12 protein-coding genes are annotated in these 15,040 nt (G+C 61.2%); 5 read left to right on the forward strand and 7 right to left on the reverse strand.

Annotation, left to right across the window (positions count from 1 at the left end):
• Positions 1 to 46 precede the first annotated feature (46 nt).
• The 3 genes from L6762_RS04735 to secA all read left to right on the forward strand — a co-directional run bounded on the left by L6762_RS04735 (position 47) and on the right by secA (position 4,554).
• Positions 47 to 874: a ComF family protein gene (locus tag L6762_RS04735; protein ID WP_237185829.1), complete on the forward strand. Its 828-nt coding sequence runs from the start codon at positions 47 to 49 to the stop codon at positions 872 to 874.
• Positions 875 to 1,024: 150 nt separating this feature from the next.
• On the forward strand, positions 1,025 to 1,672 hold the full coding sequence (gene hpf, locus L6762_RS04740; RefSeq protein WP_237185830.1) for a ribosome hibernation-promoting factor, HPF/YfiA family: 648 nt from the start codon (positions 1,025 to 1,027) through the stop codon (positions 1,670 to 1,672).
• Positions 1,673 to 1,902: 230 nt separating this feature from the next.
• Complete coding sequence (gene secA, locus L6762_RS04745) at positions 1,903 to 4,554, forward strand: preprotein translocase subunit SecA (RefSeq protein ID WP_237185831.1); 2,652 nt, start codon at positions 1,903 to 1,905, stop codon at positions 4,552 to 4,554.
• 107 nt (positions 4,555 to 4,661) lie between these two features.
• On the opposite strand, the gene hisN is transcribed toward secA, so the two are convergent.
• The 4 genes from hisN to L6762_RS04765 form a co-directional block, all read right to left on the reverse strand.
• On the reverse strand, positions 4,662 to 5,456 hold the full coding sequence (hisN, locus tag L6762_RS04750; protein ID WP_237185832.1) for a histidinol-phosphatase: 795 nt from the start codon (positions 5,454 to 5,456) through the stop codon (positions 4,662 to 4,664).
• Between the two features lie 22 nt (positions 5,457 to 5,478).
• Complete coding sequence (rsgA, locus tag L6762_RS04755; protein ID WP_237185833.1) at positions 5,479 to 6,567, reverse strand: ribosome small subunit-dependent GTPase A; 1,089 nt, start codon at positions 6,565 to 6,567, stop codon at positions 5,479 to 5,481.
• A complete protein-coding gene (gene aroA, locus L6762_RS04760) occupies positions 6,567 to 7,934 on the reverse strand; it encodes a 3-phosphoshikimate 1-carboxyvinyltransferase (protein WP_423817082.1) in 1,368 nt (455 codons plus the stop codon). Before aroA ends, rsgA begins: the two co-directional genes overlap by 1 nt.
• 145 nt (positions 7,935 to 8,079) lie before the next feature.
• Positions 8,080 to 8,610 (reverse strand): DoxX family membrane protein, encoded by a 531-nt coding sequence (locus L6762_RS04765; RefSeq protein ID WP_237185834.1) that lies wholly within the window; start codon positions 8,608 to 8,610, stop codon positions 8,080 to 8,082.
• Positions 8,611 to 8,982: 372 nt separating this feature from the next.
• On the opposite strand from L6762_RS04765, the gene L6762_RS04770 reads away from it, so the two are divergent.
• The gene (locus L6762_RS04770; RefSeq protein WP_237185835.1) at positions 8,983 to 9,681 is read left to right on the forward strand and encodes a sigma-70 family RNA polymerase sigma factor; all 699 of its coding nucleotides are present in this window, start codon (positions 8,983 to 8,985) and stop codon (positions 9,679 to 9,681) included.
• A gap of 14 nt (positions 9,682 to 9,695) precedes the next feature.
• Positions 9,696 to 9,974 carry a mycothiol system anti-sigma-R factor gene (rsrA, locus tag L6762_RS04775; RefSeq protein WP_237185836.1) on the forward strand — a complete coding sequence of 93 codons (279 nt, stop codon included), beginning with the start codon at positions 9,696 to 9,698 and terminating at the stop codon, positions 9,972 to 9,974.
• Between the two features lie 55 nt (positions 9,975 to 10,029).
• On the opposite strand, the gene L6762_RS12025 is transcribed toward rsrA, so the two are convergent.
• From L6762_RS12025 to L6762_RS04785, 3 genes are all read right to left on the reverse strand, one after another.
• Complete coding sequence (locus tag L6762_RS12025; protein ID WP_377129465.1) at positions 10,030 to 10,104, reverse strand: 50S ribosomal protein bL37; 75 nt, start codon at positions 10,102 to 10,104, stop codon at positions 10,030 to 10,032.
• Positions 10,105 to 10,262: 158 nt separating this feature from the next.
• Positions 10,263 to 10,862, reverse strand: a complete 600-nt coding sequence (locus tag L6762_RS04780; protein ID WP_135011505.1) for a GDSL-type esterase/lipase family protein — start codon at positions 10,860 to 10,862, stop codon at positions 10,263 to 10,265.
• Between the two features lie 174 nt (positions 10,863 to 11,036).
• Positions 11,037 to 14,783 (reverse strand): multifunctional oxoglutarate decarboxylase/oxoglutarate dehydrogenase thiamine pyrophosphate-binding subunit/dihydrolipoyllysine-residue succinyltransferase subunit, encoded by a 3,747-nt coding sequence (locus L6762_RS04785; protein WP_237185837.1) that lies wholly within the window; start codon positions 14,781 to 14,783, stop codon positions 11,037 to 11,039.
• Between the last annotated feature and the right edge of the window lie 257 nt (positions 14,784 to 15,040).

The following is a 15,040-nucleotide window of genomic DNA, read 5'->3' on the forward strand; positions in this document are numbered from 1 at the left end:
TCCCCAGCCCTGGCAGGTAGCCGCCTGACCCTGCCAGGCTGGGGGTATGACGTCCACCCACCCTCTTCTGCCCGATATGCTGACCAGCTGGCGGCAGACCACAGAACTCTTCTTCCCCAGGGTCTGCGCCAGCTGCCAGACCTACGGGCCCAGCATGCTGGCGTCCGCTGCCCTCTGCCCCCTCTGCGACCGGCTGGTGCGCCTGGCCACCCTCAACCTACAGACCATTACCCTGCCCGGCACGCAGCTGTCGGTGGTGTCTGCTGGCCGCTACGAGCACGAGCTGGGGCGCTGCGTCCTGGCCTATAAGGACGCCGGACGCACCGACCTGAGCCCCTACCTCGCCTCGGCCCTGGCCCGGGCTGTGACCTGCCTTCTAGAACTGAGCGAGAGCGAACTGGAGCCCGACGAGCCCATCTACCTGGTGCCCCTACCCTCCAGCCGGGCCTCGGTGCGCAGGCGGGGCTATGCCCCAGCCCCGCTCCTAGCCCGCGCGGTGCTACCCCTCCTGCGCTACCCGGCACCGGTCAAGGTGGCGGACGCGCTCGCCCAGGTTCCTGCCTGGAAGCGGGGAATGCGCGGTGCCAAAGGTGCCCAAGCCCAGAAAACACTGGGCCTCGAAGAGCGCCACCGGCAGATGCAGGGAAAACTTACCCTGGGCAAGCCTGCTCTGCACCAGCTGGGGCGTTACTACCGTCTAGAGGGGGCCCGCTGTCTGTTGGTTGACGATGTGTTTACCACCGGAGCCTCCCTGAAGGAGGGCCACCGGGTGCTGACCAGCCAGGGCGCCACCGTGATGGGAGGGGCAACGATTGCCTATGTTCCCAAGCGGCAGCCATATAGCACAGGGGAATCTAGGCCACCAAAATATTGAGCTCTTCCTGCGAAAAGAACCGTAAAAGGCTTAAAAAATGACTTAGACCACAAAAGGGCGTAGAGTTGCGTTAAGGAATCCACAAGATAGATTCCCCAATACCCGGCAGTCACAGGGTCGGGTATTCACCCCCTGAGAATGGAGGGAATTGTGGAACTCAACATCACCGGCCGCAACGTCAAAGTAAGTGAACGTCTGCAGGAACACGTTGAAAGTAAAATCACCAAGTTCGAAGCCCTTGGCGACAACGTAACCGACATCGAAGTCAAGTTCACCAAGGAAGGCCAGAACGGCCCCGCCGCGATCCGAGTGGAAATCACCGTCATCGGACGCGGCCCCGTGCTCCGAGCAGAAGCAACCGGTCAAGATAAGTTCGCAGTTTTCGACGAAACCTATGGCAAGCTCCTAGAACGCCTCCGCCGCGCCCGCGACCGTCGCAAAACCCGCCGCGCAGGGGGCAAGCACCCCATCTCGGTCTCAGAAGCCACCGGCTCACTGCCTGTCATCACCGACCAGGTCGCCCTCACCGAAATTCAGACTGACGACCTGCCGGTTGAAGAAGCAGCTTTTGCTGGCGAATACGACCTGCACGAAGAGGCAGATTCGCCCATCGAAATCCGTCAGAAGAGCTTCCCCGCCGACCACCTGACCCCTGAAGAAGCGGTTGACCGCATGGAGCTGGTTGGCCACGACTTCTTCCTCTATGTCGATAAGGCAACCGGATCCCCCGCAGCGGTCTACCGCCGCAAGGGCTGGTCCTACGGCGTCATTACCCTCGAAGAAGGTACTACCGACTAAGGTCGATACCCGCCCGGCCTAGGGCCCTCTGCCATACCCCTACCGCAGGTAGGGGAGCGCAGGGGGCCCTGCCCTGTGCCCGGCCCTACCCCTGTGAATCTAAAAGGTAGGCCCGTCAAGCCCACAGGTGAACGGCCCCAGCCCGTTTGCGGACTAAACTAGAATAGAGTGAGCACGGTGGGCTCACCCTGCCCACCTCCCATACCAAACCAATCAAGGAGCAAACTTCAGTGGCATCTCTCTTGGAAAAGCTACTCCGCAGCGGAGACCAAAAAGTCCTCAAGCAGCTGCGTGCTTACACCGATGCAGTGAACTCACTCGAAGACAGCTTTGTTGCGATGAGCGACGCCGAGCTACGCGCTGAGACCGACGCCTTCCGCAAGCGCGTTGAGGACGGCGAGTCACTGGACCTTCTGCTCCCCGAAGCTTTTGCTGTGGTCCGCGAGGCGTCTAAGCGTACCCTGGGCAAGCGCCACTACGACGTTCAGCTTATGGGCGGTGCCGCCCTGCACCTGGGCAATATTGCCGAAATGAAAACCGGTGAGGGCAAGACCCTTGTTGCTACTGCCCCCGCCTACCTCAATGCCCTCTCCGGTAAGGGCGTGCACGTGGTCACCGTCAACGACTACCTGGCTGAGTACCAGGCTAACCTGATGGGGCGTGTCTTCCGTTTCCTGGGTATGGAGTCGGGTGTTATTCTGGCGAACCAGACCCCCGATGTGCGCCGGAAGCAGTACGAAGCTGATATTACCTACGGCACCAACAACGAGTTCGGCTTCGACTACCTGCGTGACAACATGGCCTGGACCAAAGAGGAACAGGTGCAGCGCGGCCATAACTTTGCCATCGTCGATGAGGTTGACTCTATTCTGATCGACGAGGCCCGTACCCCGCTGATTATCTCTGGCCCCGCCATGGGCGAAGCCAACCGCTGGTACGGCGAATTTGCCCGTATCGCCCGCACCCTGGTGGCTGGCGAAGACTACGAGGTCGATGAAAAGAAGCGCACCGTGGGTGTGCTCGAATCGGGTATCGATAAGGTTGAAGACCACCTGGGTATCGATAACCTCTACGAGTCACAGAACACCCCCCTGATTGGCTTCCTCAACAACGCTATTAAGGCCAAGGAACTCTTCAAGGGCAACAAGGACTACGTCGTAATGAACGGCGAAGTCATGATTGTTGATGAGCACACCGGTCGTATTCTGGCAGGTCGCCGTTACAACGACGGCATCCACCAGGCTATTGAGGCCAAGGAAGAAGTCGAGGTTAAGCCTGAAAACCAGACCATGGCGACCGTGACCCTGCAGAACTACTTCCGCATGTACGACAAGCTCTCGGGTATGACCGGTACCGCTGAGACCGAGGCTGCCGAGTTCATGAACACCTACGAGCTGGGCGTCGTGCCGATTCCGACCAACAAGGAAAAGAAGCGCATCGACCAGCCCGATAAGGTCTACAAGAACGAGATCGCCAAGTTCAACGCGGTGGTCAAAGATATCGAAGAGCGCCACGCTACCGGCCAGCCCGTGCTGGTAGGTACCACCAGCGTCGAGAAGTCTGAGTACCTGTCTAAGCTGCTGGTTAAGGCCGGTATTCGACACGAGGTGCTCAACGCGAAGAACAATGCCCGTGAGGCTGCCATCGTGGCCCAGGCTGGCCGCAAGGGTGCCGTCACCGTGGCAACCAATATGGCAGGCCGCGGTACCGACATTATGCTCGGCGGCAACCCCGAGTTCGAGGCCGTTGAGACCATGAAGACCCTGGGTCTTGACCCCAATGAGAAGCCCGAAGAGTACGAGGCTAAGTGGCCCGAGGTACTCGCTGCGGCAGAGCAGGCCTCTGCTGCTGAGCACGAAGAGGTCAAAGAACTGGGTGGCCTCTACGTGCTGGGTACCGAGCGTCACGAATCCCGCCGCATTGATAACCAGCTGCGCGGACGTTCGGGCCGCCAGGGCGACCCCGGCGAGTCCCGTTTCTACCTGTCACTGTCTGACGACCTGATGCGCCTCTTCAACGGCCAGGCAGCTGCCCGCCTGATGGCCGGTGCCCCCGACGATACCGCTCTGGAAGCCAAGATTGTTTCCCGCGTCATCGCCAACGCCCAGGGCCAGGTTGAAGCCCGCAACGCTGAGCAGCGCAAGAACGTGCTCAAGTATGACGATGTGCTCAACCGCCAGCGCGAGGCCATGTACAAGGACCGCGCCCAGATTCTGGCAGGGGATGACCTCAAGGAACAGATTGCCAAGTTCCGCACCGAAGTTATCACCTCAGCAATCGACGCCCAGGTAGGCGAGGGCCATGCCGAGGACTGGGACTTTGAGAAGCTCTGGGAGAACCTGCGCACCATCTTCCCGGTTACCATTACCCCCGAAGATCTGGCTGAAGAAGCAGGTGACAAGACCAAGGTCACCCGCGACCAGATCGTCAAGGAAGTGCTGGCCGACGCTGAGATGCAGTACGGCGAGCGTGAAGAGTCCGTGGGTGAGGACGCCATGCGCGAGATTGAGCGTCGCGTGGTGCTCTCGGTCATCGGTAAGCGCTGGCCTGAGCACCTCTACGAGATGGACTACCTCAAGGAAGGCATTGGCCTGCGTGCTATGGCCCAGCGTGACCCCCTGGTGGAATACCAGCGTGAGGGTTATGCCCTCTACCAGAGCATGATGGGCGGCATCCGTGAGGAGACCGTGTCGATGCTCTACAGCGTGGACCTATCGAAGCAGCGTACCCAGCAGTCGAAGATTCAGCTGAAGATTCCTGCCCAGCCCAAGTTCCTGCAGTACTCAGCTCCCTCTGAGTCCGGTAAGACCGAGGTGCATACCGAGGCCGTGAACGACCGCAGCAACGAGCAGATTTCGATTCTGAACCAGCGCAAGAAGTAGTTCAGCACAAGAAATCGCTCAGACCAAAGGCCCTGAATCCTTGATGTAGGATTCGGGGCCTTTGGTCTAGGTTGAAGCATTTAGCCCGGTCTCGTGAGACCCCGGCTTTAGAGGGTCTTATCGGTTCCCAGGTAGGAAAGGACGGCCTCGTGCAGGTGGCCGTTGGTGGCTAGGGCGTTGCCGCCGTGGGGGCCGTCCGCCCCAGCCAGGGAGGTGAAGCGTCCGCCTGCTTCGGTCACGATGGGAACCAGGGCGGCCATATCGTAAAGGCCGAGTTCGGGCTCGGCGGCGGCGTCGACAACACCCTCTGCAACCATCATGTAGGACCAGAAGTCGCCGTAGGCTCGGGTCCGCCAGACGGTGTCGGTCAGGTCGATGAAGTTATCGCGCAGGCCCAAATCGCGCCAGCCGGTGAGGGATGAGTAGGAGAGGGAGGCGTCCTCGAGCTGGGCGACAGAGGAGACCGAGATGCGGGTAGCCTTGGCGAGGGAACGGCCGGTGTAGGCGCCGGTGCCTTCGGCTGCCCACCAGCGGCGCTGGAGGGCAGGGGCGGAGACGACGCCGACGACGGGCTTGCCGTGGTCGAGCAGGGCGATGAGGGTAGCCCAGACGGGCACTCCGCGCACGAAGTTCTTGGTGCCGTCGATGGGGTCGATGACCCACTGGCGGGGGGAAGACCCGGTTTCCCCGAATTCTTCACCCAGCACTGAGTCACGGGTGCGGACGCGGGAGAGCTGGGAACGGATGAGCTGCTCGGCTTCGCGGTCGGCGTCGGTGACGGGGGTGAGATCGGGTTTGGTGTCGACGGCAAAATCGTGGGAGGTGAACTTGGCCAGGGTGAGGCGGTCTACCGCATCAGCCATGATGTGGGCCAGGCGCAGGTCGTCGGTGTAGTTAGTCATGGTCTCGTGTGCCTTGGTGTGTTTAGAGGTCTACGACGCCGAGTTCTTTCTCAGTGTCGCCGGTTTCTTCGTCGACGCGCAGGAGCTTGCGCAGAGAGTCGAGGCGTTCTGGGCCTGCGGGGCCGGCCTGGCCCGCTTCGACGTAGGCGGTCAGGCCGCAGTCGGGGGCGGACGCCGAGTGGGTACAGCCCTTAGGGCAGTTGGCTGAGCCCGGGGCAAGGTCGGTGAAGGAGGCGACCAGGGTGTCGGGTTCGACGTGGGCTAGACCGAAGGAACGGATACCGGGGGTGTCGATAATCCAGGTGCCGGGGGCTGACTTCTGGGGCTGGAGGGCCAGGGCTGAGGACGAGGTGTGGCGGCCGCGCCCGGTCACGGCATTCACATGCCCCGTGGCGCGTTCTGCCCCGGTCAGGGCGTTGACCAGGGTTGATTTGCCCACACCGGAGTGGCCCAGGAGCACAGAGACCGAGCCATCGAGATACTCAGAGAGCTGCTCAACGAGGGTGGTGTCGAGCCCCTCGGAGCCTTCCTCGCTGGGGGCGCGGCCGTCCTTGGACTTAGACAGCAGGATGGTCAGTTCAACGTCCCGGTAGTAGTCCAGCAGCCATTGAGGGTGTTTGAGGTCGGTCTTGGTGATGCAGAGAATGGGGGTGAGCCCGGCGTCGAAGGCGGCTGCTAGGGACCGGTCGATAAAGCCGGTGCGGGGCTCGGGGTTTTCTGCGGCGACCACGATAACCAGGTTGTCAGCGTTGGCAACGACGACGCGCTCGACGGGGTCGGTATCGTCGGCGCTGCGGCGTAGCAGGTTGGTGCGCTCTTCGATCCGGACGAGGCGGGCTAGAGTATCGGGCTTGCCGCTGGTATCTCCCACGAGGGCAACCTTGTCGCCCACCACGATGGGGGAGCGGCGCAGCTCGCGGGCGCGTACGGCGGTGACGACCCGTTCGCTGCTCTTGCCCTCATCGAGGATGGCGGTGTAGCGGCCCCGGTCTACGGTGATGATACGGCCGATTTCGGCGTCCTTGTGGGCCGGGCGGTCCTTGGTGCGGGGGCGGGAGCCCTTTTTGTTGGGGCGGACGCGCACATCGCTTTCATCCCAGGAGCGGCGCATTAGGCGGCACCTGCCTGCCACTGATCCAGCATGTTCTGCCACAGCCCGGTGAAGTTGGGCAGGGTCTTGGAGGTGGTCTCGACGTTCTCAACCACGATGCCCGGTACCACCAGACCCATCACGGCAGCAGCGGTTGCCATGCGGTGGTCAGCGTAGGTGCGCATGAGGGCCCCGTGAGCTACAGGGGCGGTGACGCAGATACCGTCCGCAGTTTCTTCGGCTGAACCGCCCAGGCGGTTAATCTCGGCGGTCAGGGCGGCAAGCCGGTCGGTTTCATGGCCGCGCAGGTGGGCAATGCCGGAAAGGACGCTGGTCGCCGGTGAGAGAGCGATGAGGGCAGCAACGGTGGGGGCCAGTTCACCGGCCTCGGCCAGGTCGAGTTTAACACCGGGCAGTCCGGACGCCGCGCCGCCGGCAGGGCCGGTGACGGTCAGGTTCCCGTCAGCTAGCTCCACCTGAGCCCCGAAGAGGGGCAGAATCTTTCGCCAGTGGTCCCCACCCTGGGTAGTGGACTCGGGCCAGCGCGGAACCGTCACCGAGGCCCCTGTGGCTACCGCAGCAACCAGGAAGGGCCCAGCGTTAGAAAGATCGGGCTCAACGGTAACCTCAAAGCCAGGGAAGCCACCGGGGGCAACCGTCCAGGTATCGGTGCCGTTGAAGTCAACGCTAATACCGAGCTCACGCATGGTCTCAACGGTCATCTCAATGTGGGGCATCGAGGGCACCGGGCCACCCTCGTGCCGCAGCACCAGACCCCGCTCAAAACGGCAGGCAGCCAGCAGAAGGGCAGAGACAAACTGGGAAGAACCTGAAGCATCAATGGTCAGTTCGGGCACCTGCACCGAACCGGTAGAAACGACCGTAAAGGGCAGGGAGCCGCGACCGGCGTCCTCGACCTCAACCCCCAGGCCCCGCAGGGCCTCAACCACCGGCAGCATGGGGCGAACCCGCGCATGCTCATCGCCATCGAAATGGAAAGTACCGGGCAGTAGAGCAGCAACCGGGGGCACAAAACGCATCACAGTACCCGCCAATCCCACATCAATGGAGGCCTCACGGGCAACGGTCGCAGAAAAATCTAGGGGGGTCACCCGTAGGTCAGGGCCAAAGGCACTACCGGTTTCAATCTCTTCAAAACGGGCACCCAGAGCAGTCAGTGCGGCCACCATTAGCCGCGAATCGCGCGAATGCAGGGGAGCGTGAATCACCGAGGGGCTATCAGCTAAAGCCGCCAGCAGCAGGTAACGATTGGTGAGCGACTTAGACCCCGGAATCTCCACCCGGGCATGGGCACCGCCGGGCACCGTCACGGTGGGCGCTAGCCAGTCTCCATCGGCAACTAAGGGCTGCTTGGTCGCATCAACCACAAATAAAACCTACTTCGGAATCAGTTATTACGGCGTACTCCCTCCCTATTTTAGGTGGGCGGGGCAGCAAACAAGAAAACCCCGCACCGATATGATGCGGGGTTTATCGAAAGTTCACGGGGTCTTACACCCGGTAGGGGCCAGCTTAGGCGAAGAGGTCCTCAACCTTTTTCTGGGCGTCAGAAGCGGCGTCCTGAACATCGGATGCCAGCTGGTGGGACTTCTTAGCTACCTGATCACCCAGCTTGGAAGCTCGCCAGGCCAGTGAGGGGTTACCGTCGGTATCAACAGCTGAGATAGCAATAGCGCCCAACAGGGAGCCATTGAGCACAGCAGCATTGCGGCGGGCAGTCTTCTCTTCCTTAGTCTCAGCCTCGGTAGCGCGGTACTCAACGTAGGAGTTAATAGCACCGGTAGCCAGCAGTACGCTCGCAGAAAGACGGGGCAGCTTACCCAGAGCAAAAAGGGCACCGGCAGCTACCTGAGAGCCAGCCAAAGCCTGACCCACCAGCTTCTCCTGGCCACGCAGCACAGAAAGCTGAGGGGCAGAAGTCGCAGCCAGGTTAACCACCTTAGCCAGGTGCTTAGACGATTCGGGGTCACGCAGACGGTCAACACCCGAGATGATAAAGCTTGATGCCAGCAGAGGGCGAGCAAAACGGCGAACCAAAGACATGAGTTCCTCCTTCACGGGGTGCGAGGCCCCATTGCGATGTATCACAGATACCTAACACTACTAAGCATACATATAGACCGGTGGGTTCAGCCACTTTATTGCACCACCAGCGCAAAATTACTTTGATGCTGGGGAATAAACTCGCCTCTCTGTCGTTACACATGACGAGATTTGTTCAAGGTTTCTCAGGCTCACACTCGCTGTCGACCCTCTCGCTGGTTCGCTAGCGCTCACAAGCGATTCACGCCAGCCCCGAGCCAACAGCTTCGCTGTGAGCCTGTTCAACCAGTACAGGCTTCGTTGTACTCGGCGCGTAGCTACGCCCATTGGCAGGTACAGTAAGACAAAAGACCACAGCACACCTGGAGGGAAATGACAGCCACGCCCCCGGCCCCCAGCACTGAACCTGCGCCGACCACCGACGTCCTCGCCCCCGAAGGCAACGAACCCGATGTACGCTCCCGCGAAACCGATGCCGAGCGCAAAGCTCGTTTCGAACGAGAAGCCCTACTGTACGTAGACCAGCTCTACGCCGCCGCCCTGCGTATGGCCCGTAACCCGCAGGACGCCGAAGACCTCGTCCAAGAGGCCTACATGAAAGCCTTCTCCGCCTTCCACCAGTACAAGCCCGGAACCAACCTCAAAGCCTGGCTCTACCGGATCCTCACCAACACCTACATCAACGTCTACCGCAAACGCCAACGCGAGCCCTACCAGGCCAACACTGACACTGTCGAAGACTGGCAGCTAGCCCAGGCTGGAGCTCATGACTCCAAGGGCCTACCCTCTGCGGAGAACGAAGCCCTCGCCCACCTGCCCGACAGCGATATCAAAGAGGCTCTGCAGTCCATCCCCGAAGACTTCCGCATGGCCGTCTACTACTCCGATGTTGAAGGATTCTCCTACAAGGAAATCTCCGAGATCATGGACACCCCCATCGGCACCGTCATGTCCCGCCTGCACCGCGGCCGCAAGCTGCTCAGAGACAAACTCACTGACTACGCCGCCGAACGCGGCATCAAAACCACGACCACCGGCAAGGCCGGCGCCCGCCAAACCGCTAGGGCCTAAGAAAGGAGCCACCAATGACCGCCGTACACAACCCGAGCCCTTCTACCCCCTGCGAAGAGCGCCTGGCCAAGATCTACACCTACATTGACGACCCGCTCAGCTGCCAGGACCTTGAAGAACTCCAAGCCCACCTGGCCGAATGTGAAACCTGCGCCAAGGAATACGACCTAGAGTGCATCATCCGCCAAGCAGTGCGCCGCACCTGCAAGGAAACCGCCCCCGTCGACCTCAAAAGCCGTATCCGCGCCTGCATCGACGACATCCATACCGGAGGGCACCCGGCAGCTAACTAGCCAATAACAAAGGGCCCCTACTCGCTTCTGCGAGTAGGGGCCCTTGTTGATTGCCTTATGAGTTGGGGCGCTTACCGTGGTTAGCGCCACCCTTACGGCGATCCTTACGCTTGCGACCGCGCTTGCTCATGAGAGCCTCCTTGATCAAGGTGGAGTGCCCGTCAGGATAACGGAACACAAATGGTCGATAGCACCTTGGAACAGGCACTTCTCACTATTTTCGCATACCTTGGCTAGCTTTGCACACCCCGGGTTGGTCACAGGGGCAGGCACAAGCCAGGGGCTTCCTTAAACGGGCTCTGAAATCTGAAGCCAGTTGTACCAGCCGCGGTGCAGAACCAGCCAGGCGATCAGGCCGTAGCCGGACTGGCCGGGGCGGCCGTCATTTGCTGCCAGGTCATTGCGCCACTGCTCATGGTGCAGCAGGGGGTTGAAGGTATCAACGTAGACGTGGTTACGGCGGGTCACCACATCGGCGTAGGCTGCCGACAGGTCGGCAATCTTGCGGTTGCGCTCAGCATCGAGAGTGGGCGGGGGACCAACAACTAGAACCTTCACATTGTTCTGGGAGGCCATATCGACCATGTTCGCCAGGTTCAGGCGGGAGCGGGCACTGGTGAGGCCCAGGTCGATGTCGAAGGTCGAGGGGGCAATGACCAGGCGATTTTCGTGGCCCTGGGCAAAGCGACGGCTGGCTTCTTCAAACCAGCGAGCGTTGAGCTGTTCACTGCCCTCACCGGGAGCTGCCAGATTATAGGCAGAGATAGAGGCAGAGGTCTGAGGGGTACGTGCCATAACGCGCCCGAACCACCCGAGGGTGCGGGGGTCCCCGACGCCTGCGAGCAGATCATCGCCAACGGCTACAAGTCGAATTTTTCGCTGATCCACGTGTTTCTTTCTACAAGGTTGAGGGCTAGGTCGCCCCGCAACGTTGGTCTCGTTCGTTCTGTACCAGTCTAAACCCTGGAGCCTGCCAGCGCACGGTGGGCGCACCGCAAACAGGCAGTGCCCGAATCCTGACGGGCAAGATTCGGGCACTGGGAGCTGAGCGAGCGCCCTGCTTTATCGGTCGAATACCTCGGAGATGAGGTTATCGAGCTCGCGCTGGTGACGCTTACCGGTACCGGCTGCGGGGGAAGCAGCGGCAGGGCGGGAAATCAGCTTCATACGGTAGTCAATCTGGGGGAGCAGGTTGACAGCCATGAAGGGCCACTGGCCCTGGTTGGCAGGTTCATCCTGAGCCCAGACCAGTTCCGCATTGGGGTAGGTAGCAATCTGCTCCTTGATCTCTGCGGACGGCAGGGGGTAGAGCTGCTCGACTCGCACAATTGCGGTGCTCTTATCGCCGCGCTTAGCGCGCTCTGCTTCCAGATCGTAGTAGAGACGGCCCGAGACGAAGACCAGGCGGGTTACATCAGCGGGGTTCAGGTTACCCTGGTCCTCGATGACGGGCTTGAAGCTACCGCTGGTGAAGTCTTCAACCGACGAGGCAGCAGCCTTGAGGCGCAGCAGCTGCTTGGGGGTGATAACAATCAGCGGCTTGTGCGGACGGGAGTGGGCCTGACGGCGCAGCAGGTGGAAGTGGTTTGCCGGGGTCGAGGGAACAGCAACGGTCATGTTGTTCTCGGCGCACAGCTGCAGGTAGCGCTCCATACGGGCCGATGAGTGGTCAGGGCCCTGGCCCTCAAAACCGTGGGGGAGCAGCAGAACCAGTGAGGAACGCTGGGCCCACTTCTGCTCTGCTGACGAGATGAACTCATCAACGATGGTCTGGGCGCCGTTGGCGAAGTCACCGAACTGGGCCTCCCAGAGCACCAGGGAGTCCGGGCGTTCTACGGAGTAGCCGTACTCGAAGCCCATGACGCCGTACTCGGAGAGCAGGGAGTTGTAGATGGAGTACTTGCCCTGGGTTTCTGAGAGGTTGGCCAGGGGGTTCCACTCTTCGTCGGTCAGAGAGTCGTGGAGCACGGAGTGGCGCTGGACGAAGGTGCCGCGCTGGACGTCCTGACCGGTTAGGCGCACATCGCGGCCTTCCAGCAGCAGGGAGGCGAAGGCAGCAAGCTCGCCGAAGCCCCAGTTGATGTCGCCCTCGGTCGACATCTTGACGCGCTGTTCAAGCAGCTTCTTGAGCTTCTTGTGCACGGTGAAGCCCTCGGGAATCTTGCCGAAGGCCTGGCCAATCTGAGCCAGGGTCTCAGCGGAGATAGCGGTCTCGCCGGCAACGTGAACGGAGTCCTCATTCTGCTGGGCAGCAGGGCGCTCGATGTTAGAAACAGCGGCGGCATCTGCGGTGACCAGGGGAGCGGAGGACGACTGGGCCTCGTGGGTCTCGGTGAAAATCTGCTCCAGGCGGGACTGGTAGTCCTTCAGAGCGCGCTCGGCCTCGTCCTGGGAGATGTCGCCGCGGCCGACCAGGGCCTCGGTGTAAATCTTGCGGGTTGAGGGCAGTTCCTCAATCTGCTGGTACATCTTAGGCTGGGTCATCGAGGGGTCATCGGCCTCGTTGTGCCCGCGGCGGCGGTAGCAGACCAGGTCGATGACGACGTCCTTGTTGAAGGCATGACGGTAGGCGAAGGCGATGGAGCCTGCGCGAACAACGGCCTCGGGGTCGTCCGCATTCACGTGCAGGACGGGTGCCTGAATCATACGGGCGATATCGGTGGAGTAGGTGGCGGTGCGGCCATCACGCGGGGTGGTGGTGAAGCCAACCTGGTTGTTGACCACGATGTGCACGGTGCCGCCGGTGGTGTAGCCCTCAAGCTTAGACATCTGCAGGGTTTCCAGAACGATGCCCTGACCAGCGAAGGCCGCGTCACCGTGCACCAGGATCGGCAGTACGGGGTAGTTGCCGATGCCCTGTTCAGCCAGGGTGTCCTGCTTAGCGCGGACGATACCCTCAAGCACGGTGTTGACGGCTTCCAGATGGGAGGGGTTAGCGGCCAGGTAGACCTGGGTCTGGTTACCGTTGTGGGAGGTAAAGACTCCCTCAGTGCCCAGGTGGTACTTAACGTCGCCGGAGCCACCGGTCAGGCGGGGGTCCATCTGGCCCTCAAACTCACGGAAGATCTGGGCGTAGGACTTACCTGCAATATTGGTCAGCACATTGAGGCGACCGCGGTGGGCCATACCGATACCGACCCCGTTCAGGCCAGCGTCTGCTGCTTCAGAAATAACCGAGTCAAGTAGGGGAATCAGGGATTCGCCGCCCTCCAGCGAGAAGCGCTTCTGGCCCAGGTACTTGGTCTGCAGGAAGGTTTCGAAAGCCTCCGCAGCGTTCAGGGTGCCCAGCACACGGAACTGCTCGTCACGGGAGGGCTTGGTGTAGCCGTGCTCCAAACGATCCTGGAACCACTGACGCTCTTCGGGGTTCTCGATGTGCATGTACTCGACACCCAGGGTGCGGGTGTAGGCCTCGCGCAAGAGCTCAAGAATGGTGCGCAGGGGCAGGGATTCTTTTTCGCCAAAGCCGCCGGTGGGCCAGTAACGGTCAAGGTCCCAGAGGGTCAAGCCGTAGTTTTCCAGGCGTAGATCGGGGTGGGAGAGCATCTGGTAGCCGATGGGGTTGGTCTGGGCTACCAGGTGGCCGCGTACACGGAAGGCGTGAATGAGCTGCTGGATGCGGGCAACCTTGGAAACTTCGGCTTCGGGGTTGACCTGGTTGTCGCGGGCCCAGCGGACGGGCTCGAAGGGGATGCGCAGGTCTTCGAAGATCTGGTCGTAGAAGCCATCGCCACCGAGCAGGTAGTGCTCCACAATCTTGAGGAACTCGCCGGAGCCTGCACCCTGGATAACTCGGTGATCGTAGGTTGAGGTCAGGGTCAGAATCTTGGAGACGCCGTTGCGGGCAATGACCTTTTCTGAGGTGCCGCGGTACTCGGCAGGGTAATCCAGGGCGCCGGCGCCGATAATGGCTGCCTGGCCCTTAGAGAGACGGGGGACGGAGTGGACGGTGCCAATACCGCCGGGATTGGTGAGCGATACGGTGGTGCCGGCGAAGTCTTCAACGCCAAGCTTGCCCTCGCGGCCGCGCTTGACGATGTCGTTGTAGGCTTCCCAGAACTCTGAGAAGGAAAGCTTCTCTGCACCCTTGATGTTGGGCACTACCAGGTTGCGAGAACCGTCGGGGCGGGGCAGGTCAATGGCCAGGCCAAAGTTGACGTGGGCGTGCTGGATAGCGGCGGGCTTGCCCTTGGCGTCCTCACCGTAGCTGACGTTCATGGAGGGGAAAGCAGCAAGGGCACGGATAATGGCGTAGCCGATGATGTGGGTGAAGGAGACCTTGCCGCCTCGGGTGCGTGCCAGGTAGCTGTTGATCTCGGTACGGTTATCGATCAGCAACTTGGCGGGAATGGCACGAACGGTGGTTGCAGTGGGTACGCTCAGTGACTCATCCATGTTGCTGGCAACCGCCTTGGCGGGGCCGCGCAGGGTGACAATCTGGTCTTCTTGGGGAGCGTCGCTCACGGGTTCTTCCTTCGGGGTAGCGGGCTTGGTCGCTGAGGGGTTGCTTGCCTTGGGTGCTGCCTTCGGAGCGGACTTGGGGTCAGCTTCTGGGGCAGGGGTCTTGGGGGTAGAGGGAACTGGCGCCTTGGAGGGGACTTCGCTGGCCGGGGCGGACGCCGCAGCAGGCTCCTTTGCCTGCTGGGTGCTAGGTGCGCTCCCGGTTGTGCCTGCCCACTGGTCAAATAGGGGCCACCATGTCTCGTCGACTGAATTGCGGTCCTGCTCGTACTTTTCAAAGAGCTCTTCGACGAGCCACTCGTTACCCGCGAACTCTTCGGGAACCGTATGTTCTGGCTGGTTTGGCACTTCTCTTACGCCTCTTCCATCTCTTGTGATTGCTGAGTGCCAAAACCGCTTTTGGCACGAGGTGGGCGGGCATCGCACACTACGTTGGGCGCGTGATGTACCGCATATCTTTGTCTAGTTTAGAAGTGTTTTGGGGGTTCGTCCAACGCACTACTTTCTATGACATCTCACGTACGTGCTGTCCGGTATAAATGGGCTCACGTTTCGCAGGTGGTGAAAGGGGGCCCACTGAGTAAACCGCTAGATATTCGCTAGAA

It is taken from the genome of Rothia nasimurium (genome assembly GCF_928381705.1).
In the GTDB taxonomy this organism is placed as follows: Bacteria; Actinomycetota; Actinomycetes; order Actinomycetales; family Micrococcaceae; genus Rothia; species Rothia nasimurium_G.

Coding starts and splice junctions, on each gene's coding strand:
- L6762_RS04770 (WP_237185835.1), top strand. CDS start 8,983: ATGACAGCCACGCCCCCGGCCCCCAGCACTGAACCTGCGCCGACCACC.
- L6762_RS04735 (WP_237185829.1), top strand. CDS start 47: ATGACGTCCACCCACCCTCTTCTGCCCGATATGCTGACCAGCTGGCGG.
- rsgA (WP_237185833.1), bottom strand. CDS start 6,567: ATGCGCCGCTCCTGGGATGAAAGCGATGTGCGCGTCCGCCCCAACAAA.
- L6762_RS04765 (WP_237185834.1), bottom strand. CDS start 8,610: ATGTCTTTGGTTCGCCGTTTTGCTCGCCCTCTGCTGGCATCAAGCTTT.
- hisN (WP_237185832.1), bottom strand. CDS start 5,456: ATGACTAACTACACCGACGACCTGCGCCTGGCCCACATCATGGCTGAT.
- rsrA (WP_237185836.1), top strand. CDS start 9,696: ATGACCGCCGTACACAACCCGAGCCCTTCTACCCCCTGCGAAGAGCGC.